The organism is Streptomyces sp. NPDC001315 (genome assembly GCF_042896175.1).
Lineage (GTDB): Bacteria > Actinomycetota > Actinomycetes > Streptomycetales > Streptomycetaceae > Streptomyces.
In genome coordinates, this window is record NZ_JBIAWZ010000015.1 from 13,093 (window position 1) to 37,900 (window position 24,808).

General features: G+C 72.1%; 25 protein-coding genes. 16 read left to right on the forward strand and 9 right to left on the reverse strand.

Annotated elements, in window-relative coordinates:
• Window positions 1-8: 8 nt before the first annotated feature.
• From ACFY16_RS31085 to ACFY16_RS31095, 3 genes are all read right to left on the reverse strand, one after another.
• Entirely contained in the window at window positions 9-1,445 is a 1,437-nt protein-coding gene (locus tag ACFY16_RS31085; protein ID WP_390650523.1) for an aldehyde dehydrogenase family protein, read from the reverse strand.
• A gap of 281 nt (window positions 1,446-1,726) precedes the next feature.
• A complete protein-coding gene (locus ACFY16_RS31090) occupies window positions 1,727-2,761 on the reverse strand; it encodes a LacI family DNA-binding transcriptional regulator (protein ID WP_390650524.1) in 1,035 nt (344 codons plus the stop codon).
• Window positions 2,762-2,912: 151 nt separating this feature from the next.
• Window positions 2,913-3,593: a TetR/AcrR family transcriptional regulator gene (locus ACFY16_RS31095; protein ID WP_390650525.1), complete on the reverse strand. Its 681-nt coding sequence runs from the start codon at window positions 3,591-3,593 to the stop codon at window positions 2,913-2,915.
• 100 nt (window positions 3,594-3,693) lie between these two features.
• Here ACFY16_RS31095 and ACFY16_RS31100 point away from each other — a divergent pair, with 100 nt between their 5' ends.
• Window positions 3,694-4,257, forward strand: coding sequence for an NAD(P)H-dependent oxidoreductase (locus ACFY16_RS31100; protein WP_390650526.1), 564 nt, complete (start codon window positions 3,694-3,696; stop codon window positions 4,255-4,257).
• A gap of 56 nt (window positions 4,258-4,313) precedes the next feature.
• Here ACFY16_RS31100 and ACFY16_RS31105 read toward each other — a convergent pair whose 3' ends face one another.
• Window positions 4,314-5,195 (reverse strand): LLM class F420-dependent oxidoreductase, encoded by an 882-nt coding sequence (locus tag ACFY16_RS31105; RefSeq protein ID WP_390650663.1) that lies wholly within the window; start codon window positions 5,193-5,195, stop codon window positions 4,314-4,316.
• Between the two features lie 176 nt (window positions 5,196-5,371).
• Between ACFY16_RS31105 and ACFY16_RS31110 the strand changes: the two genes are divergently transcribed.
• The 3 genes from ACFY16_RS31110 (at window position 5,372) to ACFY16_RS31120 (ending at window position 8,979) form a co-directional block, all read left to right on the forward strand.
• A complete protein-coding gene (locus tag ACFY16_RS31110; RefSeq protein WP_390650527.1) occupies window positions 5,372-6,382 on the forward strand; it encodes an FkbM family methyltransferase in 1,011 nt (336 codons plus the stop codon).
• A gap of 409 nt (window positions 6,383-6,791) precedes the next feature.
• Window positions 6,792-7,775 carry an alpha/beta hydrolase gene (locus ACFY16_RS31115; protein ID WP_390650528.1) on the forward strand — a complete coding sequence of 328 codons (984 nt, stop codon included), beginning with the start codon at window positions 6,792-6,794 and terminating at the stop codon, window positions 7,773-7,775.
• Between the two features lie 205 nt (window positions 7,776-7,980).
• Window positions 7,981-8,979, forward strand: coding sequence for a helix-turn-helix domain-containing protein (locus ACFY16_RS31120; RefSeq protein WP_390650529.1), 999 nt, complete (start codon window positions 7,981-7,983; stop codon window positions 8,977-8,979).
• A 78-nt stretch (window positions 8,980-9,057) separates the two neighbouring features.
• Here the strand turns inward: ACFY16_RS31120 and ACFY16_RS31125 are convergent, their stop codons facing one another.
• The 3 genes from ACFY16_RS31125 to ACFY16_RS31135 form a co-directional block, all read right to left on the reverse strand.
• On the reverse strand, window positions 9,058-9,639 hold the full coding sequence (locus tag ACFY16_RS31125; RefSeq protein WP_390650530.1) for a PadR family transcriptional regulator: 582 nt from the start codon (window positions 9,637-9,639) through the stop codon (window positions 9,058-9,060).
• 156 nt (window positions 9,640-9,795) lie between these two features.
• Complete coding sequence (locus tag ACFY16_RS31130; RefSeq protein WP_390650531.1) at window positions 9,796-10,224, reverse strand: VOC family protein; 429 nt, start codon at window positions 10,222-10,224, stop codon at window positions 9,796-9,798.
• A 61-nt stretch (window positions 10,225-10,285) separates the two neighbouring features.
• A complete protein-coding gene (locus tag ACFY16_RS31135; protein WP_390650532.1) occupies window positions 10,286-10,939 on the reverse strand; it encodes an FMN-dependent NADH-azoreductase in 654 nt (217 codons plus the stop codon).
• Between the two features lie 122 nt (window positions 10,940-11,061).
• On the opposite strand from ACFY16_RS31135, the gene ACFY16_RS31140 reads away from it, so the two are divergent.
• Window positions 11,062-11,451, forward strand: a complete 390-nt coding sequence (locus ACFY16_RS31140; protein WP_390650533.1) for a winged helix-turn-helix transcriptional regulator — start codon at window positions 11,062-11,064, stop codon at window positions 11,449-11,451.
• Between the two features lie 173 nt (window positions 11,452-11,624).
• On the opposite strand, the gene ACFY16_RS31145 is transcribed toward ACFY16_RS31140, so the two are convergent.
• Window positions 11,625-13,013, reverse strand: a complete 1,389-nt coding sequence (locus tag ACFY16_RS31145; protein ID WP_390650534.1) for a glycoside hydrolase family 43 protein — start codon at window positions 13,011-13,013, stop codon at window positions 11,625-11,627.
• 260 nt (window positions 13,014-13,273) lie between these two features.
• Here ACFY16_RS31145 and ACFY16_RS31150 point away from each other — a divergent pair, with 260 nt between their 5' ends.
• The 4 genes from ACFY16_RS31150 (at window position 13,274) to ACFY16_RS31165 (ending at window position 17,101) form a co-directional block, all read left to right on the forward strand.
• On the forward strand, window positions 13,274-14,695 hold the full coding sequence (locus ACFY16_RS31150) for an amidase (protein ID WP_390650535.1): 1,422 nt from the start codon (window positions 13,274-13,276) through the stop codon (window positions 14,693-14,695).
• Between the two features lie 26 nt (window positions 14,696-14,721).
• Entirely contained in the window at window positions 14,722-14,940 is a 219-nt protein-coding gene (locus ACFY16_RS31155; protein WP_390650536.1) for a hypothetical protein, read from the forward strand.
• 133 nt (window positions 14,941-15,073) lie between these two features.
• Complete coding sequence (locus ACFY16_RS31160; protein ID WP_390650537.1) at window positions 15,074-16,555, forward strand: SPFH domain-containing protein; 1,482 nt, start codon at window positions 15,074-15,076, stop codon at window positions 16,553-16,555.
• A 57-nt stretch (window positions 16,556-16,612) separates the two neighbouring features.
• Window positions 16,613-17,101, forward strand: coding sequence for a type II toxin-antitoxin system PemK/MazF family toxin (locus ACFY16_RS31165; protein WP_390650538.1), 489 nt, complete (start codon window positions 16,613-16,615; stop codon window positions 17,099-17,101).
• Here the strand turns inward: ACFY16_RS31165 and ACFY16_RS31170 are convergent.
• On the reverse strand, window positions 17,086-17,910 hold the full coding sequence (locus ACFY16_RS31170; RefSeq protein ID WP_390650539.1) for a TIGR02452 family protein: 825 nt from the start codon (window positions 17,908-17,910) through the stop codon (window positions 17,086-17,088). The genes ACFY16_RS31165 and ACFY16_RS31170 overlap by 16 nt on opposite strands.
• A 277-nt stretch (window positions 17,911-18,187) precedes the next feature.
• On the opposite strand from ACFY16_RS31170, the gene egtA reads away from it, so the two are divergent.
• From egtA to ACFY16_RS31205, 7 genes are all read left to right on the forward strand, one after another.
• Window positions 18,188-19,504, forward strand: a complete 1,317-nt coding sequence (gene egtA / locus ACFY16_RS31175; RefSeq protein WP_390650540.1) for an ergothioneine biosynthesis glutamate--cysteine ligase EgtA — start codon at window positions 18,188-18,190, stop codon at window positions 19,502-19,504.
• Window positions 19,501-20,817 carry an ergothioneine biosynthesis protein EgtB gene (gene egtB / locus ACFY16_RS31180; RefSeq protein WP_390650541.1) on the forward strand — a complete coding sequence of 439 codons (1,317 nt, stop codon included), beginning with the start codon at window positions 19,501-19,503 and terminating at the stop codon, window positions 20,815-20,817. The genes egtA and egtB overlap by 4 nt, the downstream gene beginning before the upstream one ends.
• Window positions 20,817-21,608, forward strand: coding sequence for an ergothioneine biosynthesis protein EgtC (gene egtC, locus ACFY16_RS31185; protein WP_390650542.1), 792 nt, complete (start codon window positions 20,817-20,819; stop codon window positions 21,606-21,608). Before egtB ends, egtC begins: the two co-directional genes overlap by 1 nt.
• The gene (egtD, locus tag ACFY16_RS31190) at window positions 21,605-22,567 is read left to right on the forward strand and encodes an L-histidine N(alpha)-methyltransferase (RefSeq protein WP_390650543.1); all 963 of its coding nucleotides are present in this window, start codon (window positions 21,605-21,607) and stop codon (window positions 22,565-22,567) included. The genes egtC and egtD overlap by 4 nt, the downstream gene beginning before the upstream one ends.
• Window positions 22,568-22,759: 192 nt before the next feature.
• A complete protein-coding gene (locus tag ACFY16_RS31195; protein ID WP_390650544.1) occupies window positions 22,760-22,978 on the forward strand; it encodes a dodecin in 219 nt (72 codons plus the stop codon).
• Window positions 22,979-23,280: 302 nt separating this feature from the next.
• Window positions 23,281-23,706, forward strand: coding sequence for a (2Fe-2S) ferredoxin domain-containing protein (locus ACFY16_RS31200; RefSeq protein ID WP_390650545.1), 426 nt, complete (start codon window positions 23,281-23,283; stop codon window positions 23,704-23,706).
• Window positions 23,707-23,791: 85 nt separating this feature from the next.
• Window positions 23,792-24,808: an LLM class flavin-dependent oxidoreductase gene (locus ACFY16_RS31205; protein WP_390650546.1), complete on the forward strand. Its 1,017-nt coding sequence runs from the start codon at window positions 23,792-23,794 to the stop codon at window positions 24,806-24,808.

The window sequence follows — 24,808 nt, forward strand, 5'->3', positions numbered from 1 at the left end:
AGTGGTCCCTAGAAGGGATAGGGCGCCACGTCCCCGCGCACCGTCGTCCAGCGCACGTCGGTGAAGGCCTCCAGGTTGGCCTCGCCGCCGAAACGGGCGCCGGTGCCGGACGCGGCGACACCGCCGAAGGGTGCCACGGCCTCGTCGTTCACCGTCTGGTCGTTGATGTGGACGATGCCGGTCGGGATGCGCTCGGCGAGGTCCAGGCCGCGGGCGGTGTCGCGGGTGACGATGCCCAGGGAGAGGCCGTAAGGGCTGTGGGCGGCCAGCGCCACCGCTTCGTCGGGGGTGGCGAAGGGCCGTACGGGCGCGACCGGGCCGAAGACCTCCTCCGCGTAGGCGGGGGTGTGGTCGTCGACGCCCGCCAGCACGGTCGGCCGGTAGAAGAGTTCCTCGTGTGTGCCGCCCGCGGCGAGCTTGGCGCCCTGGGCGGTGCTCGCCTCGACCAGGCCGTGCACCTTGGCGAGCTGGCTGTCGTCGATGAGCGGGCCGAGGTGCACCTGCGCGCGGTGCGGGTCGCCGACGGCCAGGGAGTCGGCCTTGGCGGCGAGCCGCTCGACGTACTCCTCGTACAGGGAGCGGTGCACCAGGTGGCGGCCGGTCGTCATGCAGATCTGGCCCTGGTGGAAGAACGAGCCCCAGGCCGCCGTGGAGATCACCGCGTCCAGGTCGGCGTCCTCCAGCACGATCAGGGCGGAGTTGCCGCCCAGTTCCAGATGCGCCCGCTTCAGGTACCGTCCGGCCGCCTCGCCGACGGCGCGCCCCGCCCCGGTGGAGCCGGTGAAGGAGATGACGGGGACGTGCGGGTCGGCGACCAGCGCCTGGCCCGCCTCGGGACCGCCGGGCAGGACGTGCAGCAGGCCCTCGGGCAGGCCCGCCGCCGCGAAGACCGCGGCCAGGGCCAGTCCGCCGCAGACCGCCGTGCGCGGGTCGGGCTTCAGTAGGACCGCGTTGCCGAGGGCGAGGGCCGGGGCGACGGAGCGGATGGAGAGGATCAGCGGGGCGTTGAACGGGGAGATCACGCCCACCACGCCGACCGGGACGCGCCGCGTGTACGACAGCCGGGGCGCCTCGCTGGGCAGCACCTGGCCGGCCGGGCGGGATGCCAGCGCGGCGGCCTCGTAGCACTCCTGGGCGGCGACATGCAGCTCGAAGTCCGCCTTGCCCGCGATGGACCCTGACTCGCGGACGATCCACTCCCGCAGCTCGTCGGCGTGCGCCGCGAACAGGTCGCCGGCCTTGCGCAGCACCCCGGCGCGGACGAAGTGCGGCAGGCGCGCCCACTCCGCCTGGGCGGTGCGGGCGTCGGCGGCGGCCGTGCGGACGTCCTCGGCGCCGGCCAGGGTGACCGTGCCGAGCATTTCGCCGGTGGCGGGCTCGGTGACGGCGTACTCCGGTCCCGTCAGTGTCCGGGACTGCCAGGTCTTGGGGTCGAGCAACAGCATGGCGGCTCTCCGTTCGTCACCGGGGGACTCGCTGCGGGAGTCCCGTGTGGTTCGCGGCCGGTTCGGCGGCCGCGGGGCGGGACGCGCTGATCCGGCAAGCCGCGCGAGCCGCATCCGGTGGTCGAACGCATCCCCATCTGGTTGAGCGCGCAACATCCTAGTCATGCCGTTCGAAAAGCGCGTCGCCCGCTGCTCGCGCGTCGGACACAACACGGAACAGGAGTCCAGCAGTTGGCCGGACCCCGTGCGGCCGTCGTGCGCATGCCGCGTCCCCGCCCGCGTCAGCTGGAGTCGCGGTGCACCACCGAGGCTCCCAGGACCTTGTGCGTCTCGGGCGCGGCGCCGGGGTCGCGCACCGCGCGGTCGACCAGTTCGGCGAGGTCAAGGCCGGACGGCAGCTCGATATGGACCGTGCTCAGCCGGGGCCGCAGCAGCCGGCCGAGCATGAGGTCGTCGGCGCCGATGACGGCCGTTTCCCCGGGAATCCGGATGCCCTCGTCCTGCAGGGCGCGCATCAGCAGCATCGCGTACTCGTCGTTGTAGGCGAACACGGCGTCGAGGTCGAGGTCCCGCCAGCTCGCGGCGAGGCGGGCGGCGGACTCCTCCTCGTAGGCGAGCGGCAGTTCGGCGACCGTGGCGCCGGTACCGGCCAGGGCGCCGCGCACCCCGGCGAGGCGGGGCCGGGAGAAGAACTCCAGGCCGGGCTCCTCGGGGACGACGACGCCGATACGGCGGCGGCCGCGAGCGTACAGGTGGGTTCCGGCCGCGTGGCCGACGCCCTCGTGGTCCATGAGCAGGGCGTGGGCACCCTCGACGGCCTCGGGGCCGAACGTGACCACGGCCCGGGCGCCGGAGCGCTTGAGCACCGCCACGCCTCGCGGACCGAGCCCGGCTCCGGGAACCAGGACGGCGACCGGCCGGAGTTCGGCCCAGGCGCGGGCGGCCTCCTCGCCGGGCAGGCCGACGGTGCCGTACTGCACGACCGTGTAGTCGAGGCGGCCGAGCGCCCACTGGAGTTCGCTGAGGAACTGACTGTAGAGCGGGCCGGCCGGGATGGCCGGCGCGGGCATGAGCACCATCCGGCTGTGCCCGGCGCGCAGACTGCGGGCCGCCGCGTGCGGGACGTACCCCAGTTCCTTCGCGGCCTGGTGGACGCGGCGGCGCGTGGGTTCGCTGATCCGTACGGCGCTGGTGTTGTTGAGGACGTAGGAGACGGTCGCACGCGAGACGCCGGCCAGTCGGGCCACGTCGGCACTCGTGGGTACGGAGCGCGGTGCGGGCGACGAGGGTGTGGGCGATTTCGGTATCTGCACCATGACGTACCGCATCTTGGCAGAAGCGCGGGCGAGGGTCCCGGGCGGGGGAAGGCCGTTCACGATGCAACCAACGTGAGCGAGCGCGACGGGGGCACGAAGGTCCGTGCCGGACGTGTTCGTCAGCGGTTCGCCGCCCACGGCCGAGACCGGCTCAGCGGGGCGGCTCGCTACAGGTGACGCGTGCGACCAGGTCCGCCCAGTTCGCCTCGAGACGCTGCAGGGGCATGCCGCACTGCTTGGTCAGATGGTGGATGAGCGCGGGGTTGAGCTGGGCCATCAGCGTGTGGGCGAGCAGCTCGCAGTCCGCGTCCGGGACGGCCGTCCGCAGCAGCAGTACGACATGGCCGTGCAGCACGCGGAGGGGCGGCGCGGAGAACCGGCGGTCCGGACTCGGCTCGGCGGCCAGTTGCAGGTCCAGTTCGTCGACCGCGCGGCGCAGCATCGCGCACCCGAACGCCCGCAGCCGCTCCACCGGCGGCGCCCCGGGCCCCAGCGGCGGCGGCCCGGCGAGAAACGCGGCCTGGAACTTCCTCTCGGAGTGGTCGAGCAGCGCCATGAGCAGCCCGGTGCGGTCGCCGAAGCGGCGGAAGACCGTCCCCTTGCCCACCGCGGCCTCCGCGGCCACGGCCTCCATGGTGACGCCCGCAGCGCCGTGCTCCGCGATCAGACGAGCGGCCGCGTCGAGCAGACGGGCCCGGTTGCGCGCGGCGTCGGCGCGCAGGCACGGCTCGTCCTCTGCGGAGCCGAGTTGCAGCAACTCGGGCTCTTCGACCGGCTGTTCCGGCTTCGGGAAGGGCGGCAGGACTGCGGACATGAACACAGCGTAAAGCATCGGGAATCAAACTGGACCGCGGTCCGTTTAGGGTGATAGAAACTTAAACGGACCTTGGTCCGGATCCTGACAGCCATGTTTCAGCACCCTGGGAGTTCCCATGTCCGTTCGTATCCTCGCGCTCGTCGGTAGCCTCCGCGCCGGTTCGCACAACCGCCAGCTCGCCGAGGCGGCCGTCAAGCTCGCTCCCGCGGGCGCCGAGGTCGAGCTGTTCGAGGGCCTGGCCGACGTCCCCTTCTACAACGAGGACATCGACGTCGAGGGCAGCGTCCCGGCCGCCGCCGCCAAGCTGCGCGCCGCCGCCCAGGCGTCCGACGCCTTCCTGCTCTTCTCGCCGGAGTACAACGGCACCATCCCGGCCGTCCTGAAGAACGCCATCGACTGGCTGTCCCGCCCGTACGGCGCCGGCGCCTTCACCGGCAAGCCCGTCGCCGTGGTCGGCACCGCCTTCGGCCAGTACGGCGGCGTGTGGGCGCAGGACGACACCCGCAAGGCCGTGGGCATCGCCGGCGGCAAGGTGCTCGAGGACGTCAAGCTGTCCATCCCGGGTTCCGTCGTCCGCTTCGCCGAGACCCACCCGGTCGACGACGCCGAGGTCGCCGCCCAGCTGGCCGAGGTCGTCGCCCGTCTGCACGGCCACGCCGACGACGCCGCTGCCGCCTGACGTTCGCCGCAGCTCCCACGGGGGCCGCAGCCTTCGGGCTGCGGCCCCCGTGTGCGTCAGTCGAGCTCGGCCAGGCGCCGCACGGCCGGCGCCACGAAACTCTCGATCCAGGCGGCGGGCTCGCCCAGGGCCGGGGCGAGGATCACGGTGTCGATGCCGAGCTCTGTGTAGCCGCCGATGTCCCGCAGGAAGGCGTCGAGGTCGCCCGTGGTGGCCGGTTCGCCGGTGTAGGCGATCGTCTTGCGGATCGTCTCGTAGTCGCGCCCCTCGGTGTCGCAGTGCCCGCGCAGCACGTCGAGCTTGTGCCGGGTCTCCTCGGGCGAGGCCGCCATCAGGTTGCAGGCGTCCGCGTACCGCGCGACCAGCCGCAGCGTCTTCTTCTCCCCACCACCGCCGATCATGATCTCCGGGTGCGGCGCGCTGACCGGCGCCGGAACACACAGCGTCTCGGCGAGCCGGTAGTACGTGCCCTCGAACGGGCCGTCGTCCTTCGGGTCCCACATCCGCAGACAGATCCGCAGTGTCTCCTCCAGCCGCTCGAAACGCTCCGCGAGCGGCGGGAACGGCACCCCGAGCCCCTCGTGCTCACGGTCGTACCAGGCCGCACCGATACCCAGCGTGGCCCGGCCGCCGGACAGGACGTCCAGCGTGGTGGCGATCTTGGCGAGCAGCCCCGGATGCCGGTAGGTCACGCCCGTCACCAGTGCGCCGAGCCGCACGGTGGAGGTATGCCCGGCGAGGTACGCGAGCGTCGTGTACGCCTCCAGCATGGGGGCTTCGGCACCGCCGTTGAACTCCATCTGGAAGTAGTGGTCCATGACCGACAGCCAGCTGACGCCTGCCGCCTCGGCCGCGGCGCCCGCAGCGGCGAGTTCGGCACCGAGCGCGGGGGCGCCCCCGGAGTGGTCGAACCGGTTGATGTGCACACCCACACGCATGTCCGTCTCCGCTCTCACAGACCTTCTCCGTCCCCGGTGACGCTAGAACTTCGAGCACTCTCGAAGTCAAGCGAGGCAGGGCGAGCCGGGCCCGGGCCGAAGAACGTCATTCACTGGGACGACAAATATGATTCATAGGGGCGACGGTCGGCCGCCTCGTCTGCAAGGGTGAAGCGATGCAGACCGCTTACCGAAGACTGCTCAAGCTGATGCCCCGACTGGGCCTGCAGGTGACCGATCTCGGCCCCGGTACCGCTGTGGTCTCGCGGCGCGGCCGACGGGTCCGGATCCCGTTGGGACCGGGTGCCGACGTGCTGGCCAGGGACAACGGCCGGTACACAGTGGCCGGCGCCGGCGACGACACCTGGGTCGTCCGCCGCCGCAAGACCCGTGCGCAGCGGGAGGAGGGCGGCAGAGAGTCGACCACCGTCCGCCTCGGCGACAGCGGGGCACGGCTGCTCCTCGATCCGGCGGCCGGGGACGACGAGCGCAAGCTGCAACTCGCGGCGGCCGAGTACCTCTGTACCCAGCACGTGGCCGGGATGCTTGAGCTCTACGGCGTGAACTGCGTGTTCGACGTCGGAGCCAACAAGGGGCAGTACGCCCGGCGGCTGCGCCGGTTCGGCTACACCGGCCGCATCGTGTCCTTCGAGCCCACCTCCGAGCACTTCGCCAAGCTGGAGAAGGCCGCCGCGGACGACCCGGACTGGTGGGTGTACCAGTACGGCCTCGGCCGCGAGGACACCACCAGCGCCATCCACACGGGCTGGAACACCATGAACTCCCTGCTCCCGCCCAGCGAATACGGCAAGGACCGCTACCTCCGGTTCGCGAAGAGCGACACCGAGGAGATCCAGATCCGGCGACTGGACTCGATGATGGAGAAGGCGCTCGACGGCATCGACGAGCCCCGCCCGTTCCTCAAGATGGACACCCAGGGCTACGACCTGGAGGTGTTCGCCGGTGGCGGCGACCGCGTCGCGGAATTCGTGGGCCTGCAGTCGGAGGTCGCCGTGCTGCGGCTGTACGAGGGCAGCCCGCCGATGACCGAGGCGATCGGCGTGTACGAGGCCGGCGGCTTCGGGATCACGGGCATGTACCCGGTGACCCGCGAGGCGAACACCGGACGGGTGATCGAGTTCGACTGCGTGATGATGCGCGCGGACGCGGCCCCCGAGAAGGGCTGACCCGGCTGCACCGCCTCGCTCTCCGCCGCCTTGCGGGCAGCAGGCTGAGGAACGTCGTGACCGCCAGGACGAGCACGACGAAGCCGAGCGAGAAGGGGATGCCGGTCTCCGGGACGTGGTCCCCGGACTCGTGCAGCAGCGGTTCGACGCTGATGAAGCCTGCCTGAGGCCCATCAGGGCGAAGGTGTCGGTCGTGAAGGCGATGCACGGGGTCCGGGGCAGCCCGTAGCAGGCGGGGGACGGAGCCGAGGGCGTCCTCCCCGGGCGACCCGGGAGTGTCACGGCGGGACCACCCGCCGGATGGCGGGCAGGTTCCGCCGGACGGCGGCGCCGGTCTGCCGGGCGGTGCGCACATCATGTCCGCACAAGCCACACGAACCGCACGCCGTCCCGCACACCAGGAGAAGCCATGGCCTCGGTCCCGCCGCCGTTCGACCCCGAACTCGCCGCAGCCCTGGAGCTGATCAAGGACACGATCTCGCCGGGATTCACCCTGGACGAGATCGACCGCGTACGCCAAGGGCCGGGAATCCAGCTGCTGGCCGATCTGGACCTCACCCTGGACGGTTTCTTCGACGTGGAGGACCGCACGGTGCCGGGCCCCGAGGACGCCCCCGACATCTCCCTGCTGATCTGCCGCCCCTCCGCCGCCCCGGCAGACGCGGCCCCGGTCGCGCGCCCGCTCATCTACCACATCCACGGCGGCGGCATGGTCGTCGGCAACAACAGGGTCGGCGTGGACGGCCCGCTGGCCTGGGCGAAGGAGTTGGACGCCGTGGTGGTGTCCGTCGAGTACCGTCTGGCCCCCGAGCATCCGCACCCGGCGCCGGTCGAGGACGTGTACACCGGTCTGCTGTGGACGGCGGAGCACGCGGAGCAGCTCGGCGCCGACCCGGAACGGATCGTCGTCGCCGGTGCCAGCGCGGGTGGCGGCCTGACCGCGGCCCTCGCCCTCCTCCTGCGCGACCGCAAGGGCCCGCGTCCCCTCGGCCAGATGCTGATGTGCCCGATGCTCGACGACCGCAACGACACCCCCTCCGCCCACCAGATGGCGGGCCTCGGCGTCTGGGACCGTACCGCCAACGAGAGCGGCTGGACCGCCCTCCTGGGCGACCGCCGCGGCGGCCCCGACGTCTCCCCCTACGCCGCCCCCGCCCGCGCCGAGGACCTCTCCGGCCTCCCCCCGGCCTTCCTCGACGTCGGTTCCGCGGAGACCTTCCGGGACGAGGTCGTCACCTACGCCTCCCGCCTCTGGCAGGCCGGCGGCGCCGCCGAACTCCACGTATGGCCCGGCGGCTTCCACGGCTTCGACGGCTTCGCCCCACAGGCGGCACTGTCCCAGGCGGCTCGGAACGCTCAGCTGGAGTGGGTGCGGAGGGTGATCGGGGGCTGAGGCCGCGTGTGAAGTGTGCATGGGGGTCGCGGTCGCCGGGAACCTCTCCGCCCGGGCACCGGGCGCCACCGGACCATGGCAGAGCTCGACGGGTCGATCAGTGCGCGGCTCGCCGAGCGCCAGGGCCCGGAGCAGCGCGAGCTTCTCCCGGAACGGCGCCCCGTGCGAGCTCCTCACCAGCGCGCGTGTGCCGCATCATGACCGTATGAAAGAGCTGGCCGGGCGACTGACCGCGCTTGATCCGGATGCCGGGGTCGCCGTGCAGGTCATCGCCTACTTCGACCGGCTGGCCGAGTCGCGGGCCGGTGTGGAGGCACTGGTGCGTGGGGCGGCCGTGCTGGCGGGGGTGCCCGCGCGGCTGGTCGACGCCGACCGGCGGGTGCGGGTCCGGGTCGACACCGACGGCACGCGCCGGGACACGGACCTGCCACCGGACCCGGCCTGGCCCTGCGCGCCACTGGTGCCCGGCGGCGCTCCGGCCCTGTGGCTGGAGCGCACGGAGGCGGCGGCGCCCAGCGTCGTCGACGCGGTGATCCTGGAGCGGGCCGCCGGCGCCGTACGGCTCGTCCTCGACCGGACGCGGGGCCGGGCGCCCCTCGACGACCCCGCGCTGGTCGAGACCGTTCTCGACGCGACCGCTCCGGAGGCCGCCCGGCTGCACGCGGCTCGCGGGCTCGGCCTGGACCTCGGCGGCCGGGCGCGAGCCGTAGCCGCGCTCGACGGCCGGCCCCTGATCGTCACCGACGCGCACCCCGTTACGGGCCGTCGCACCACCGACCGGCTCGGCGTCGGCCCAGCCGTCCCCGTGCTCGACCTGCCCCGTTCCTGGGCCGCCGCCCGCACGGCCCTGCGCTTCACCGCGAACGGCACCGAGCAGGACCCTGGGCAGCCGGTCGTGTACGCCGATGAGCTCGGCGGCATCGCACTGCTCGCCGGGCTCGTCCAGCCGGGTGACGAACCGCCGCCCGACGTCCACGCCGTGGAGGCGGCCGCCGCTGCGGCGCCCTGGATGCTCGCCACGCTGCACGCCGTCGCTGTGACGGCGAGCCTGCGGGCGGCCGCCGCCGAGGTCAACGTGCACCACTCCACACTCCAGGACCGGCTGACCCACGCGGAGCACCTGCTGGGCTGGCCGGTACGCACCCCACAGGGCCGGTTCAGACTGCAACTCGCCCTGACGATGCGGCACTTGGCACGACCGTAGCTCCCGGTTCCGGAACAGGCGCGGCATGTTCCGGCGCTCGCCGCGGAATGCGCACAGCGCCCTGACACCGCTCGGGGGTCAGCCGCGGGCCGGCGCACCGGCCACGGCGGCGCGCCGTTCGAGCAGCTTGACGGCCCGCTCGCCCCACTGGACGCTGCTCCGCTCAAAAGCCAGGCCGGCCTGGAGGGTGAGGTAGGGGCCGACGCGCTCGACGGTGGCGCAGTACTCCTCCTCGGTACGTCCGGCCAGCAGACGTTCCTGAGCGCGCTCGTACCGGGCCAGTTTGGCGGCGGACCGCTCCATGCGCTGAACGATCTCGGCACGCACGATGTCGATGTCACCGAGGTCGACGCACTGGACCTTGACCAGTAGCTCGTCGCGGATGGCCAGCGGCTTCGCGGGGCCTTCGGCGAGGAAGGCGCGTACGGCGTCGAGACCCGCCTCGGTGAGCGAGAAGAGCCGCTTGTCGGGCCGGCGCTCCTGCTGCACGACGCGCGCGGCTACGAGCCCCTCGCCCGCCATGCGTTCCAGTTCCCGGTAGATCTGCTGCGGGGTGGCCATCCAGAAGTTGGCGACCGAGGCCTCGAATCCCTTCGCGAGGTCGTATCCGGACGCCTCACCCTCCAGAAGGGCGGCCATCACCGCATTGCGCAGAGCCATGCACCCAACGTAACACTCATTGATCAATCAACGGCTTGACCGATTCTCCCCTCCACCGTCGGAACCTCGTCACGGCGTGACGACGCACGGCCTGTTCCTCAGGGACGGTCCGTCAAGACCCTGTGGAACAGGCCGCAGACAGCTCCCGCGGTCTCCTCAGACGACCGGCTGGCCGATGCCCAGCAGGTTCCCCTCGCTGTCACGGAACCAGGCGCCGCGCTCACCCCGGGCGCCCTTGCTCGGGTAGTTGCCTTCGATCTCGGCGATCCCGTCCCGCGTTCGGAACCCGGGTGCGTCGACCTCTTCGAACGCCACGCCACGCCGCCTGAGTTCCGCCACGACCGGTTCGAGGTCGTCGACCGTCCACGCCATCTGCGTGAACGTGCCGGGAGAGGCACCCGTCGAACGGAAGAGTACGAACTCCGTGTCGCCGCACCGGTACAACAGCCCGCCGGGCCGCTCGTCGACGGGTTCCAGACCGAGCCGCTCGGAGTAGAAACGCCTGGCCCGGTCCAGATCCTGGGCCGGCAGCCTCGTCGCCACGTGTGCTGCCCCGGCCAGGCCGTTCCTGTCATCTGCGTGCATGTCCACCACTGTGCCGTGAGCGCCGACCGGGAGTGGGGAGGTGGAGACGACCGCGCGTCGGTCACGCCGCGAGGCGCTCCACGACCTCCTTGGCCTTGACGGTCGCGTCCTGGTGGGCGCGCTCGCGGGAGGCCTCGAAGAGCGGGACCAGCTCGGACATCGCCGGGTTGTGCGGGGCCATGGTGAGCTCGGGGACGATGAAGTCGACATCCAGGCCCAGCATGTCGCGCAGGATGGCCTCCAGGAAGTTCTGCACGTACTCGTAGCCCTCACGCGGGGTGCCGGGGGCGTAGGAGCCGCCACGGCTGGCGACCACGGTGACCGGGGTGCCCTTGATCTTCGACTCCTCGGTCATGGCGGTGCGGCCCACGAGGGTCACGTTGTCCAGCCACGCCTTGAGGGTCGACGGGATCGTGAAGTTGTACATCGGGGCGCCGATCACCACCGCGTCCGCCTGCTCCAGCTCCGCTATGAGCTGCACGCGCTCGGCGAAGGCGGCGGCCTGCTCGGGCGTGTGCGTGGCGGGGTCGGCGAAGCCGGCGGTGTGGGCGTCGGCGGTGATGTGCGGGACGGGGTTCGCGGCGAGGTCGCGGTAGATCACCGTGCCCTCGGGGTGCTGCTCCTCCCAGGTCTTGCGGAAGGCGTCCGTGACGGAACGGGACGCGGACTCCCCCAGGGGGAACACGGACGAGTCGATCAGCAGCAGCGTGGCCATGAGTATCTCCAGAAGAGGGGGTGCCCGGCCGGAAAGGCGGGCTGAGGTTTCGTACCTAGCTATGGATAACACAGGTACTTACTATTTTTCATCCCCGCACATGAAGGCAGTACCCTGGGGGCATGGCGATCGACGGGGTCGAGAACGAAGTGGCCCACAGCACCGCGGCCTGCTCGCGCGTGGACGAGGGCATCACGCGCGTCTTCGGACTGCTGGGGAAGAGGTGGACCGGACCGATCGTGTCCGTCCTGCTCGGAGGGCCCGGCTACTTCACCGACCTGCGCCGGGCCATCCCCGGCATCAGCGAGCGCATGCTGTCGGACCGGCTGACGGAGCTCGGCGCATCCGGGCTCGTCGTGCGCGAGGTCGACGAGGGGCCTCCGCTGCGGGTCTCCTATCGGCTCACCGCGACGGGGGCTGCTCTGGCACCGGCCCTTGAGGAACTGCGGCAGTGGGCGGATGCGCACCTGCCGGGCGACGAGCCATGCGGGGGCACGCCGACGAACTGCTGACGGAGGTCACGACCCCGATCCGCAGGGTGGACGCTCCATCGGCGTGCCCGGTGAGCCGAACCGTGTCCGGCGCCTTGGGCAACTGTGGACCCCCGCCCGGCCGGGGCGGTCCGCGCCCGATGTGGGGCCCGGCCCACGCCGGCCGGGCTCGCGGTGGTCAGCGAGGGTGCGACTCAGGCCCAGGAGGTCACCGGCACGAAGGAACTGTCCTGCCGGAACAGGTCTGTCGCGTTCGCCGGCTCGACCCGTAGTTGGTAGTTGTAGTGGCGCAGGTAGTAGCCGGGGTAGTTGTACGACTCGAAGCGGACCGCGCCGCTCGTCGTGCCGGTTCTGGCGATGAACGTCGCGTCCCTGGCGAATGTCGCCGTGCCGTCGTTCGCGTCGAAGCGGCCCCGGAAGGCGTAGTGGCGCAGGTAGTTGCCGGAGGAGTCGCGGAAGGAGTAACCGTTGGCGTCGGCGAGGCCCGGGACGACGGTGAAGGCGGAGGCCTGCTTCTCGGCGGTGGTGCTGGAGCTGGCCACGACGGGGAGGTTGAGGAGTGCGGACTGCTCCTGCCAGTACCGTGTCGTGTAGTTGGCCGACCGGAGGGAACGGGAGACGTTCTTCGCGAGGCTCACGCCGCCGGAGACCGTCTCCTTGATCACGGTGAAGTGGCGTGCGGTGCCCGAGATGCCCGCCAGTGCCTGCGGGGCGCTCCAGGTGGCGAAGGTGTCGTAGCTGTCGCTGTAGTAGTAGTTCCCGTCGCCGTAGCCGTCGAAGAAGATGCGCCAGCCGCCGTTGTCGAGCTGCACGAGGGCCGGCCCCTCGCGGTAGCTGCCCCAGCCCGCCCAGTCGCCGGTTCTGGAGATGGTGTAGGGGCCGGCGAGGCTCGAGGCCGTGGCGTACTCGATGTACTTGGTCGTCTCGTTCTTGGTGAACGCGTGGTACGTGGAGCCGACCTTCACGATGAACGTGTCGATGTGGTTGCTGCCGATGCCGGACAGGGCGAGCGGTGAACCCCAGGACGTGAGGCCCGAGTTGGTGGCCTTCAGCAGGTACGGGGTGAAGATCCACTCGTCGTCGGTGGTCGAGCAGGACACGATGACGTTCACACTGCCGTCGCTGTCGACGTACCACTCGGGCGCCCAGGCACGGGAGAGGTTGGTGATCGGAACCGTGTAGTCGTACAGGAAAGTCCAGTTGACCCGGTCGGAGCTGCGGGCGAAGCCGATGGTGGTACTGACGTCCTGCCAGGTGTGAGTGGTGTAGGTGATGTAGTAGTAGCCGTTGGTGTGCTTGAAGACGCTGGCGTCGCGGATGCGGTTGCTCGGCGGGGTGTAGGCGGAGGCCTGCACGAGCCGGAAGTCGGTGGCGTCGTCGGACTGGTAGACGTTGACCGTGCCGTCGTTGCTGTTGAGGAACGGAACGATGGTGTAACGGGTGGCGGAGCCGGAGGCCGGTGCGGCCGCGGCGGCCGTTCCGGTCAGTTCCGGCAGGCCGCCCAGGAGGACGGCCGAGGCGGGCAGTGCGGCCATCGCGCGCAGCAGGACGCGGCGGGACGGGGTGGGGGGACGTGTGGTCACGTACGACTCTCCCTCGGCTCGCATGTTCGAGATTCCGGACATGGTTCGGAAATGCGATCAGAAAGTAGGGGTGGGACCCAGGCGCGTCAATGCTTTGCACACGACCTGGTGAGCCTTGTGGGAATCCTGTGGCGGGCAGCTCTGTCCAGCCGACTTCCCTCTCCCGCGTGGGACGTTCCATCGCTGTGCCGCCAGACGTTACCGTTCGGTAGACATCGGAGTCCCGGAGCAGTCCCGCAGCCGCCCTGGAGGAGTCCCGTATGACGCTCGACCGTTCCGCCGGCCTGGCGGAGACCGCCCGTGCGCTGGCCGCCGGGGAGGTGTCGTCCCGTGCGCTCGTCGAGGACGCCCTGGCCCGGATCGGGGCCACGCAGAACACCCTCAACGCCTTCCGGATCGTACGGACCGAGGCCGCGCTCGCCGAGGCCGCGGCGGCGGACACGGAGCTGGCCGCCGGGGTGCGCCGCCCGCTGCTCGGAGTGCCCGTGGCCGTGAAGGACGACATGGACGTGGCGGGTGAGCCGACCGCGTTCGGCTGTCCGGGTGAGTTCCCGCCGGTCGCCGAGGACGGGGAAGCGGTACGGCGGCTGCGCGCGGCCGGGGCCGTCGTCGTCGGCAAGACCAACACGTGCGAGCTCGGGCAGTGGCCCTTCACCGAGGGGCCCGCCTTCGGCGCGACCCGCAACCCCTGGAACACGGAGCACACGCCGGGCGGGTCGTCCGGTGGTTCCGCCGCCGCGGTCGCCGCCGGTCTCGTACCGGCCGCGCTCGGCTCGGACGGCGCCGGCTCGGTGCGGATCCCGGCCTCCTGGACCCATCTCGTCGGCATCAAGCCGCAGCGCGGGCGTATCTCGACCTGGCCGCTCGGCGAGTCCTTCCAGGGCATCACGGTCAACGGCACCCTGGCCCGTACGGTCGCGGACGCCGCCCTGCTGCTGGACGCGGCGAGTGGCAACCACGCCCTCGACCCGCACCAACCGCCCACGCTCGACATCTCGGCGGCGGTGGGCCGCGATCCCGGGCGGCTGCGCATCGCGCTCGCCCTGAAGCCGCCGTTCACCGCGGCGCCTGCGCGGCTGCTGCCTGAGGTGCGCGCCCGCGTCGTCGAACTCGCCGAGCAGCTCGCCGCGTCGGGACACACGGTCGAGGAGGCCGATCCGCCGTACGGGCAGATCGGGCTGACGTTCGTACCGCGTGCCACGGCCGGGATCGCCGAGCGGGTCGCGCAGGTGCCCTTCCCCGCGCTGCTCGACCCGCGCACCCACGGCGCCGCGCGGCTCGGCCGGCTGCTCGGCGGGGCACCGCTGCGGGCGGCCCGGCGTGCCGAAGCGGTCCTGCACCGCCGTATCGGCGGATTCTTCGAGTCGTACGACGTGGTCCTGGCGCCGACGACCGCCGCTCCGCCGCCCCGCATCGGCGCCATGCTCGGCCTGGGCGGCCTGGCCACCGACCGCGCCATGATCGCCGCCTGCCCCTATGCCTGGCCGTGGAACGTCCTGGGCTGGCCCGGCGTCAACGTCCCCGCCGGCTTCGTCGACGGGGGCCTGCCGGTGGGAGCGCAACTGCTCGGCCCGGCGAACAGCGAACCCCTGCTCGTCTCGCTCGCCGCCCAACTGGAGGCGGACCTGCGCTGGCACGAGCGGTGGCCGGAGCTCGCCGCGCTGGATTCCCCGGCGACGTAAGGACATTCCGCACGTAGGCTGTGACCATGGACGACGCGTCGATGGTGGGTCTGATGGGGCGGGTCACCGGAACGGTCGGGCCCGGCCTGGTCGGCGAGGTGATCGTCCGGGTGCGCGGCGGGGCCGAGCACTTCCTGGCGTACCCCGCCACCGGGACGGACCGGATCGAGCGGGGCACGGTGGTGATGGTGGTGGAACACCTGCCGCCGCGCACGGTCTACGTCACTGCCGCGTACGACAGTTGAGCCTGCCCCTCCGCAGGTGAGAGCCGTCTGCGTCAAGGTTGCGACAAGGATCCGTCAGCGTCTTCTCCCCGGGCTCGCACAGGAGCACACTCCCTTCGTTCGGTGCCGAAAGGGCACCATGCAAAGGGGGCGTATGCCGATGGTCGTCGGCGTCGTTGCGGGGGTGGCGGTAGGGGCCGTCCTCGTTCTGATCGGTGTGTTCAAGATGATGTGGCGGGTCGCGGAACCCAACGAGGCGCTCATCATCTCCGGGTCCAAGCACCGGACCGAGGGGCTCGAGGAGGGCATGGGATTCCGCATCGTCACCGGGCGCGGCACGCTGGTGCTGCCCGGTGTGCAGGCGGTGCGCAAGCTCTCGCTCGACCTGAACGAGACCGAGTTGCACGTGGACTGCGTGACCCACCAGGGCATTCCGCTCAAGGTGCGGGGCGTGGTCATCTTCAAGGTGGGCGACGACTTCGTGTCGATCGCCAACGCGGGCCGCCGCTTCCTGGACCAGCAGAAACTGATGTCGGAGCGGGTGCACAACGTCTTCGCCGGTCATCTGCGGTCCATCGTGGGCGGGTTGACGGTCGAGGACATGATCCGCGACCGGGAGAAGCTCACCGGGCAGACCCGGGCCGCCTGCGGCACGGAGATGGAGAAGCTGGGCCTGATCGTCGACTCGCTGCAGATCCACGAGATCGAGGATCCGACCGGGTACATCCAGAACCTGGCGATGCCGCACGCCGCGGCCGTCCAGCGGGACGCGCGCATCGCACAGGCGGAGGCGAATCGTCTCGCCACCGAGGCCGAGCAGCAGTCGTTCGCGCGGATGGCGGAGGCCACCCGGGACAGTGAGATTCTCCAGGCCGGCTACCAGGCGGAACGCGACCATGCGGCGGCCAAGGCACGGCAGTCCGGCCCGCTCGCCGACGCCGCCGCCCGGCAGGAGGTCGTCGTCCAGGAGACCCGGGTCGCCGAGCTGGAGGCCAACCGCCGGGAACAGCAGCTCCAGGCGGACGTCCGCAAGCCGGCGGACGCCAAGGCCTACGAGAAGCGCACGCTGGCCGAGGCCGAGCGCGACGCGCGCATCTCGGCGGCGCAGGCCAAGGCGAAGGAGACGGAGCTCGCGGCGGCGGCGGAGGCGACCCGCGTCAAGACGGCCGCGAGTGCCGAGGCCGAGGCCACGAAGGCACGGGGTGCCGCGGCCGCCACGGCGACCCGGGCCACCGGTGAGGCCGAGGCAGCAGCGGCCCAGGCCAAGGGTCTGGCGGAGGCCGAGGCGACCAAGGCCCAGGGTCTCGCCGAGGCGGAGGCCATCAAGGCCCGCGCCGCCGCCCTCGCCGAGAACCAGGAGGCGGTCGTCGCCCAGCAACTCGCCGAGAACTGGCCGGAGATCGTCAGGGCCGGCGCGTCCGCCTTCGGCAATGTCGACAACATGGTGCTGCTCAACGGCGCGGACGGCATGGCGGAGTTGTTCGCCAAGGCGCTCACGATGGGTGGGACCGGGCTGGGTCTGGCCCGCCAGCTGCTGGCGTCCATGAACAAGGACGGGCAGAGCACGAAGGGGACTTCGTCCCTGAACGGGATCGCGAACCCTCCGTCGCAGAAGGTGCCGGTGGAAGGCGGCTGACGCCTTGGGCGTACGGCGGTCGGCCGCCGTACGCCCAAGTCCCGTACGGTACGCCTCGTGACTGTGTTTACCGATGAGAACGTCCCCGGCCGCCACGGCCCCACCGCGACCACCGAGGCCGACCCCCGCGAGGTCGGCAAGGTGCACACCGAGTACGCGCCCGCGCACGACGGCGACCCCGATCCCGGGGAGATCGTGTGGACGTGGGTGCCCTTCGAGGAGAACGACGGCCGGGGCAAGGACCGCCCGGTGCTCGTCGTCGCCCGCGAGGCCGCCGGGACACTGCTCGCCGTCCAGCTCTCCAGCAAGCGGCACGACGGCGCAGCAGGGGGCGCGGCAAAGCCGCTCCAGTGGAGCCGGGGCTTGCCCCGGTGGGTGGCGATCGGCAGCGGCCCGTGGGACCGGTCGGGGCGCGACTCGTGGGTGGACGTGGACCGGGTGCTGCGGCTGCACGAGGAGGGCATGCGCCGGGAGGCGTGCGCGCTGGACCGGATGCGCTTCAACCTGGTCCGGCAACGGCTGCGGGAGCGCTACGGCTGGAGCTGACGGGTCGGGAACGCCTGGGCGAAGGCCGCCCGGATCGTCGCTCCCGGCGTGCGGTCCAGCACGCCGAACACCACGTGCCCGAAGGTTCCGGCGAACCGGCCGCCGGGGCCGAGCAGCGCCCGGAAGGCGGCCGCCACCTGCGCCGGGTCGTTGCGGAACACCCCGCATCCCCAGGCGCCGAGCACGAGCCTGTGGTAGCGGTGCGCCGCGGCCGTCTCCAGAACCCGCTCGGCCCGTACGGACAGGGCGTGCGGCAGCTCGGAGGCGTGCTCGGGGGCCGTGCGCCGTACGACTCCGGCGTTCGGCGCGGCCGCGGTCAGGAATCCGGCGGTGAACGGCTCGTCCAGGAGCCGTCCCCGGTCGTCGCGGAAGACGGGAACGGCCGGGGCGTGGATGACCCGGTCCGTGTAGAACGGGTCCCGGTGGGTGCGGTGGTGGTCGTAGAACTCCCGGGCCTGGAGCAGGCACGTGTACAGCGCGGAGGCGCGGCACAGGGCCTCCTCCTGGGCCTGGGCGCCGTTGAGGTAGCCGCCGCCGGGATTGCGGGCGGAGGAGAAGTTCAGGACGGCGACCGGCCCGGCCAGACGACGCGCGGCCTCCAGGCTGCTCTCGCCGGTGACCTCGAAGAACGTGTCCGCGAGCGGAGTCGGTGACACCCGCACCGGTTCCGGCCCGTACATCCGCGTACCGCTGCGCGCGGCCTCGACCGCCGCGGCGACGGACACCTCGTGCCCGCCGGGCGCTCGGTACGCCCCCGCGGCCACGATCTGTTCCGTCTCACGGGCGATGCCGCGCAGACGCGCGCTCACGGCGCGACCCCCGTACGCGCCGTGAACGCGACCTGCGCGATCTCCCTCGCGATCTCCCCCGTCGTGCTCATGAACGCATCGTGAGCGATGCTGGTCTAGCTGTGCAACAGAGTTTCCCGGCCTCGGAAACACTCCGGGACAGGAGGTTATGTGTCCTGAAACTGATGATGTGCACCCTTGTGCGATTCGACGCGACGGTCTTGGGTGGGACGAGCGCCGACGCCGCCCCGTCGACCCGGGGGCCGGCGGACCGGTGGAATCTCAGGAGGATCCTGACATGTCCGATTCGATGAGTGACTGTACGGAAGGCGACTGTACGGAGCCCCGCACCGCCGTCACCGAAGCCGAGGTGGAAGCCCTGGTCCGGGGCATCTGCTTCAAGACCGGCCCGCCCCGCACCCTCGGGGTGGAAGTGGAATGGCTCATCCATGAGCTGCATCTGCCGCAGCTCCCCGTCTCACCCGAACGACTCGACGCGGCCTACGCCGCACTGCGGACCGTGCCCCTGAGGTCGGCGCTCACCGTTGAGCCCGGCGGCCAGCTGGAGCTGAGCTCGCCGCCCGCCGCCTCCCTGACGGAGTGCATCGGTACCGTCTCCGCCGACCTCGACGCCGTCCGCGCGGCGCTCCGCGAGGACGACCTCGGTCTCCTCGGCATCGGCACGGATCCCTGGCACACACCCCGCCGGTTCCTGCACGAGCCGCGCTACGACGCCATGGAGACCTGCCTGGACCGCACGGGTCCGGCCGGCCGCGCCATGATGTGCGCCTCGGCCTCCGTCCAGGTGTGCCTGGACGCCGGGTACGAGGAGCCGGGCACCCTCGGGCACGGGCGGCGCTGGTGGCTGGCGCACACACTGGGCCCGGTCCTGGTGGCCGCCTTCGCCAACTCGCCCGTGTTCGCCGGCCGGCCCACCGGCTGGATGTCCACCCGGCAGCTGATCTGGATGGAGATCGGCGCGGGCCGGGCGGGCGCGCCCCCGCTGGAGGCCGAGCCGCGCGGCGCCTGGGCCCGGCACGTCCTGGACGCTCCGGTGATGTGCGTACGGCGGGACGGCGGCCCGTGGGACGTGCCCGACGGGCTGACCTTCCGGGAGTGGATCAGGTCCGGGACGCCACGGCCGCCGACCCGCGCGGACCTCGACTACCACGTCACGACCCTGTTCCCGCCGGTCAGACCGCGCGGCCACCTGGAGCTGCGCATGATCGACGCACAGCCCGGCGACGACGGGTGGATCGTGCCCCTCGCGGTGACCACGGCCCTGTTCGACGACCCGGAGGCCGCCGAGACCGCCTACCGGACCGTGAAACCGCTGGCCGAACGGACCGACGGGCTGCCCGCGCCGCACAACCCGCTGTGGTCCGACGCGGCCCGGTACGGGCTGGGCGATCCCGAACTGCGCGAGGCTGCCGTCGCCTGTTTCGCCGCCGCCCTGGAGGCCCTGCCCCGGCTCGGCGCCGGCACCCGGGTCACGGACGCCGTGACGGCGTTCCTGAACCGCTATGTGCTGCGGGGCCGCTGCCCCGCCGACGACCTGCTCGACCGGCTGCGCGGCACGGACCGTCGCGCGCAGTGGAAGGACATCCGCACATGACCGAGCCCGCCCTCGACGCCGAGACCCTCCGCGAGCGCGCGCTGACGTCGCTGATCACCGCCCGCGAGCGCACGACACTGCTCACCGACTGCGTCGACGAGCCCGATCTGACCGCCCAGCACTCCCCGCTGATGTCGCCCCTGGTGTGGGACCTCGCGCACATCGGCAACCAGGAGGAGTTGTGGCTGCTGCGCACGGTCGCCGGCCGGGACGCGATGCGACCCGAGATCGACAGCCTGTACGACGCCTTCGAGCATCCGCGCTCCGAACGGCCCAAACTGCCACTGCTGCCGCCCGCCGAGGCGCGCACGTACGCGGCGGAGGTGCGCGGCCGGGCCCTGGACGTGCTGGAGAGCACCGCGTTCCACGGGACGCGGCTGACGGAGGCCGGCTTCGCCTTCGGGATGATCGCGCAGCACGAACAGCAGCACGACGAGACGATGCTGATCACCCACCAGCTCCGTACGGGCCCGCAGGCGCTCACCGCGCCGGACCCGAAGCCCGCACCGCTGTTCACGGGACCGGCCGAAGTCCTCGTCCCCGGCGGCCCGTTCATCATGGGCACCTCCACCGAGCCCTGGGCACTGGACAACGAACGCCCGGCGCACCGGCGCGACGTGCCACCGTTCCACATCGACACGACCCCGGTGACGAACGCCGCGTACCAGGTGTTCATCGAGGACGGCGGCTACGACACCGAGCGCTGGTGGGCGCCCGAGGGATGGACACACATCCGCAAGCACTCCATCACCGCCCCGCTGTTCTGGCACAGCGACGGCAAGCAGTGGCTGCGTCGCCACTTCGGCGTCACCGAGGTGGTGCCTCCCGACGAGCCGGTGCTGCATGTGAGCTGGTACGAGGCCGACGCCTACGCCCGCTGGGCCGGGCGGCGGCTGCCCACCGAGGCCGAGTGGGAGAAGGCGGCCCGGCACGACCCGGCGGGCGACCGCTCGACGCGCTACCCGTGGGGCGACGCGGACCCGACGCCGGAACACGCCAACCTGGGCCAGCGGCACCTGCGGCCGGCCCCCGTCGGCAGCTACCCGGCGGGCGAGTCGCCGCTCGGCGTACGGCAGTTGATCGGTGACGTGTGGGAGTGGACGGCGAGCGACTTGCAGCCGTACCCCGGGTTCCGGGCGTTCCCGTACAAGGAGTACTCGGAGGTGTTCTTCGGCCCCGAATACAAGGTGCTGCGCGGCGGCTCGTTCGCCGTGGACCCGGTGGCCTGCCGGGGCACGTTCCGCAACTGGGACTACCCGATCCGGCGGCAGATCTTCGCCGGCTTCCGCACCGCCCGCTCGGGGGCCGTCTGATGTGCCGCCACCTGGCGTACCTGGGCCCCGCCGAGCCGCTCGGCCGGTTTCTCGTGGAGCCCCCGCACGGCCTGTACCGCCAGTCGTGGGCGCCACGACGGCAGCGGTACGGGACGGTCAACGCCGATGGCTTCGGGGTGGGTTGGTACGCGGAGGGTGATCCGGTGCCGGCCCGGTACCGCCGCGCCGGGCCCATCTGGGCCGACCTGTCCTTCGCCGACCTGTCCCGGGTCGTACGGACCACCGCGCTGCTCGCCGCGGTCCGGGACGCGACCCTGGCGGGCGCCGACGCGGAGGCCGCCGCGGCACCGTTCGCGACGGGCCCCTGGCTGTTCAGTCACAACGGAGCCGTCGCCGGCTGGCCGCACTCGCTGGCCGCCGCCTCCCGGACCCTGCCGCCCGAGGACCTGCTGTCGCTGGAGGCACGCAACGACTCGGCGCTCGTCTGGGCGCTGGTCCTGCACCGGCTGCACGGCGGCGACGAAGAAGGCCGGGCACTGGCGGACACGGTCCTCGACGTCGCCGCCGCGGCCCCGGGATCCCGCCTCAACCTGCTGCTGACCAACGGCGAGACCATCGCCGCGACCGCCTGGGGAGACAGCCTCTGGTACCTGGCGGAGCCCGGCCGACGCACCGTCGTGGCCTCCGAACCCTACGACGACGATCCGCACTGGCTTCAGGTCCCCGACCGCACGCTGCTCGTGGCGAACCGCACGGACGTGCTGCTCACCGCGCTCAAGGAGCCGAGCACCGAGGCGGCACCCGCATCCCTGAAGGAGCCCTGTTCGTGAGCCCGTTCCAGATCACCCGCACCCTTCCCGAGGACGCCACGGACGCCGCCCTGCGCGCGGACGTCCTGCTCGGCCTCACCTCCGACCCCAAGACGCTGCCGCCGAAGTGGTTCTACGACGCGCGCGGCAGCGAGCTGTTCGAGCAGATCACCGAGCTGGACGAGTACTACCCCACGCGCGCCGAGCGCGAGATCCTGGCCACCCGCGCCGGCGAGATCGCGGCGGCGACCCGGGCCCGTACCCTCGTCGAACTCGGCTCCGGGTCCTCCGAGAAGACCCGGTACCTGATCGACGCCCTCACCGACCTGCGCACCTACGTCCCGGTGGACGTCAGCGAGAGCGCCCTCACCCAGGCCGGACAGGCACTGGTCGCCGAGCGGCCCGGGCTCCAAGTGCACGCGCTGATCGCCGACTTCACCACGGCGCTGACACTCCCCGACACGCCGGGCCCCCGGCTGGTGGCGTTCCTCGGCGGCACGATCGGCAATCTGCTGCCGGCCGAGCGCGCCGCGTTCCTGGCGTCCGTACGGGCGCTGCTCTCGCCCGGTGACGCCCTGCTGCTGGGCACGGACCTGGTCAAGGACGAACAGGTCCTGGTCCGGGCGTACGACGACGCGGCCGGCGTGACGGCCGAGTTCAACAAGAACGTCCTGGCCGTCGTGGACCGCGAGCTGGGGGCCGACTTCGACCTCGGCACCTTCGAGCACGTCGCCCTGTGGGATCCGGAGAACGAGTGGATCGAGATGCGGCTGCGCTCGCGTGCCGAGCAGACCGTGAAGATCCCCGCGCTCGACCTCGCCGTCGACTTCAAGGACGGTGAGGAGCTGCGCACCGAGGTGTCGGCGAAGTTCCGGGAAGAGGGCGTGCGCGGCGAGCTTGCCACGGCCGGACTGGAGTTGACCCGCTGGTGGACGGACGCGGAGGGCCGCTTCGCGCTGTCGCTCAGCACCGCGCGCTGAGCGCGGCCGTCGACCGAGGGGGTCCGCCGGTGCCTGTCGCACGGCGGGCCCCCGTATGGGGGGGGCGAGGAGCCCGACGCCTCGCGCTCCGGCGCGGCTTGGGGCACGGTGGAGTGAGACGTGACATACCCGTCACGACGGATGTGACGCTCCCTGCACGTTCCGGACGTCACAGCGGAGAGGAGCACCCGCATGACGAACCACACCTACCGGGTCACGGAGATCGTCGGCACCTCGCCCGAGGGCGTCGACCAGGCCATCCGCAACGGCATCTCCCGCGCTTCGCAGACCCTGCGCAACCTGGACTGGTTCGAGGTGACCCAGGTCCGCGGCCAGATCGAGAACGGCGTGATCGAGCACTGGCAGGTCGGCCTGAAGGTCGGTTTCCGGCTCGACGACACGACCGAGTGAACGCACGGCACGCGGCCGTCGCGGACCTCAGGTCCGCCCGCCCCTCCTGCTCCTGGACGGTCTGCGGCACGGCCGACGGAACGCTCCAGCGAGCCCGCACGACGGTGAACCCCGCCGTTCGGCGTCGTCGTCCTCGGTCCTGAGCGCCCACCCGGCCCCTCTCACAGCCGCCCGCGCCGCCGACGGCTTCCTGCCCCCGGCCCCGTCGTTCCTCGTCCCGCGCAACGGGGCGAACGTCGGCGCCCGGTTCTGAAGCCCACCCTCCGCCGGATGGCACAGACCCGATGGATCATGCTTCTCCCATGCCTTCTGTGCCTCCCGCCTCCCGTACGTCCCTCATCGGCGCCGCCGGCCGGCGCCCCTGCACCCTGGTCGTGTGCCGGGGCTGCTGCTGCGGCGACGCGCGCAAGCACCCCGGAACCGACCACGCCTGGCAGCTGGACCGGTTGCGCGCGGCGGCGGCCGAGCACGGCTTTCAGGTACGTAGGACCGACTGCCTGGGCCCCTGCGACCAGGCCAACGTCATCGTCGTCCAGCCCTCGGCCGTGGGGCGCCGGGCCGGCGGGCGGGCCACCTGGATCGGGTTCGCCATGGACGACGACTGCACGGAGGAGGTCCTGGCGTGGGCGGCCGCGGGCGGGCCGGGAGTCGCCGAGCCGCCGGTCACGCTGGAGTTGCAGTTCATCCAGCCACCGCGAGAGGCGCGGGTGCGTACCCGTCGCCGATAGGGCCCGCGTGAACGATGTCCTGTGTCCGTCCGCTGACGTCGGGCGACGACGGGAATCCCGCGGTCTCTCCGGTGTTGAACCTGCTATGAGCTCCGTGATCGCCTCGGCCCGCTTCTCCGTCCTCGACCGCTCCCGCATCCGGGAGGGCCGCCCGGCCGCCGAGGCGCTGCGCGACACCGTGCGGCTGGCGCAGGAGCTGGAGCGGCTCGGCTACCACCGGTTCTGGGTGTCGGAGCACCACGGCGTGCCCGGTGTGGCCGGCTCCGCGCCGACCGTGCTGGCCGCCGCCGTGGCCGGCGCGACCCGCACCATCCGGGTCGGCACGGGCGGGGTGATGCTGCCCAACCACCCGCCGCTGGTCGTGGCCGAGCAGTTCGGGGTGCTGGAGTCACTATTCCCCGGGCGCATCGACATGGGTCTGGGCCGGTCGGTGGGGTTCACCGACGGAGTGCGCAGGGCACTGGGGCACGACAAGGGCGACGCCGAGGACTTCGCGGGCCAACTCGACGAACTGCTCGGCTGGTTCCGCGGCACCTCCCCGACGGGGGTGCACGCGCGCCCCGCTGAGGGCCTGGCCGTGCCGCCGTTCGTGCTGGCCATGGGCGAGGGCGCGGACATCGCGGCCCGCGCGGGCCTGCCGATGGTCATCGGCGACCTCCGCAACCGCGAGAAGATGCGACGCGGCATCGACCGCTACCGCGCCCACTTCCGCCCCTCCCCCTGGGCCCCGGAACCGTACGTCGTGGTCTCCGGCTCGATCGCGGTGGCCGCGACGCCGGAGGCGGCGCGACGTCTGCTGGTTCCGGAGGCCTGGTCCATGGCGAACTCGCGCACGCACGGCACCTTCCCGCCGCTGCCCCCGGCCGAGGCCGTCGAGGCCCGCACGATGACCGCGAAGGAACGCGGCTTCTACGACTCAGGACTGACCGGCCACCTCGCCGGCACCGAGGAGCAGGTCGCCCACGAACTGGAGACGGTCCTGAAGGAGACGGGCGCGCAGGAGGTGCTCGTCACCACGAGCACCTACGATCGTGCGGCCCTGTCGGACTCCTACCGGCGGCTCGCCGCAATCGTGAACCGGTCGACGAACCCCGCCCCTTGA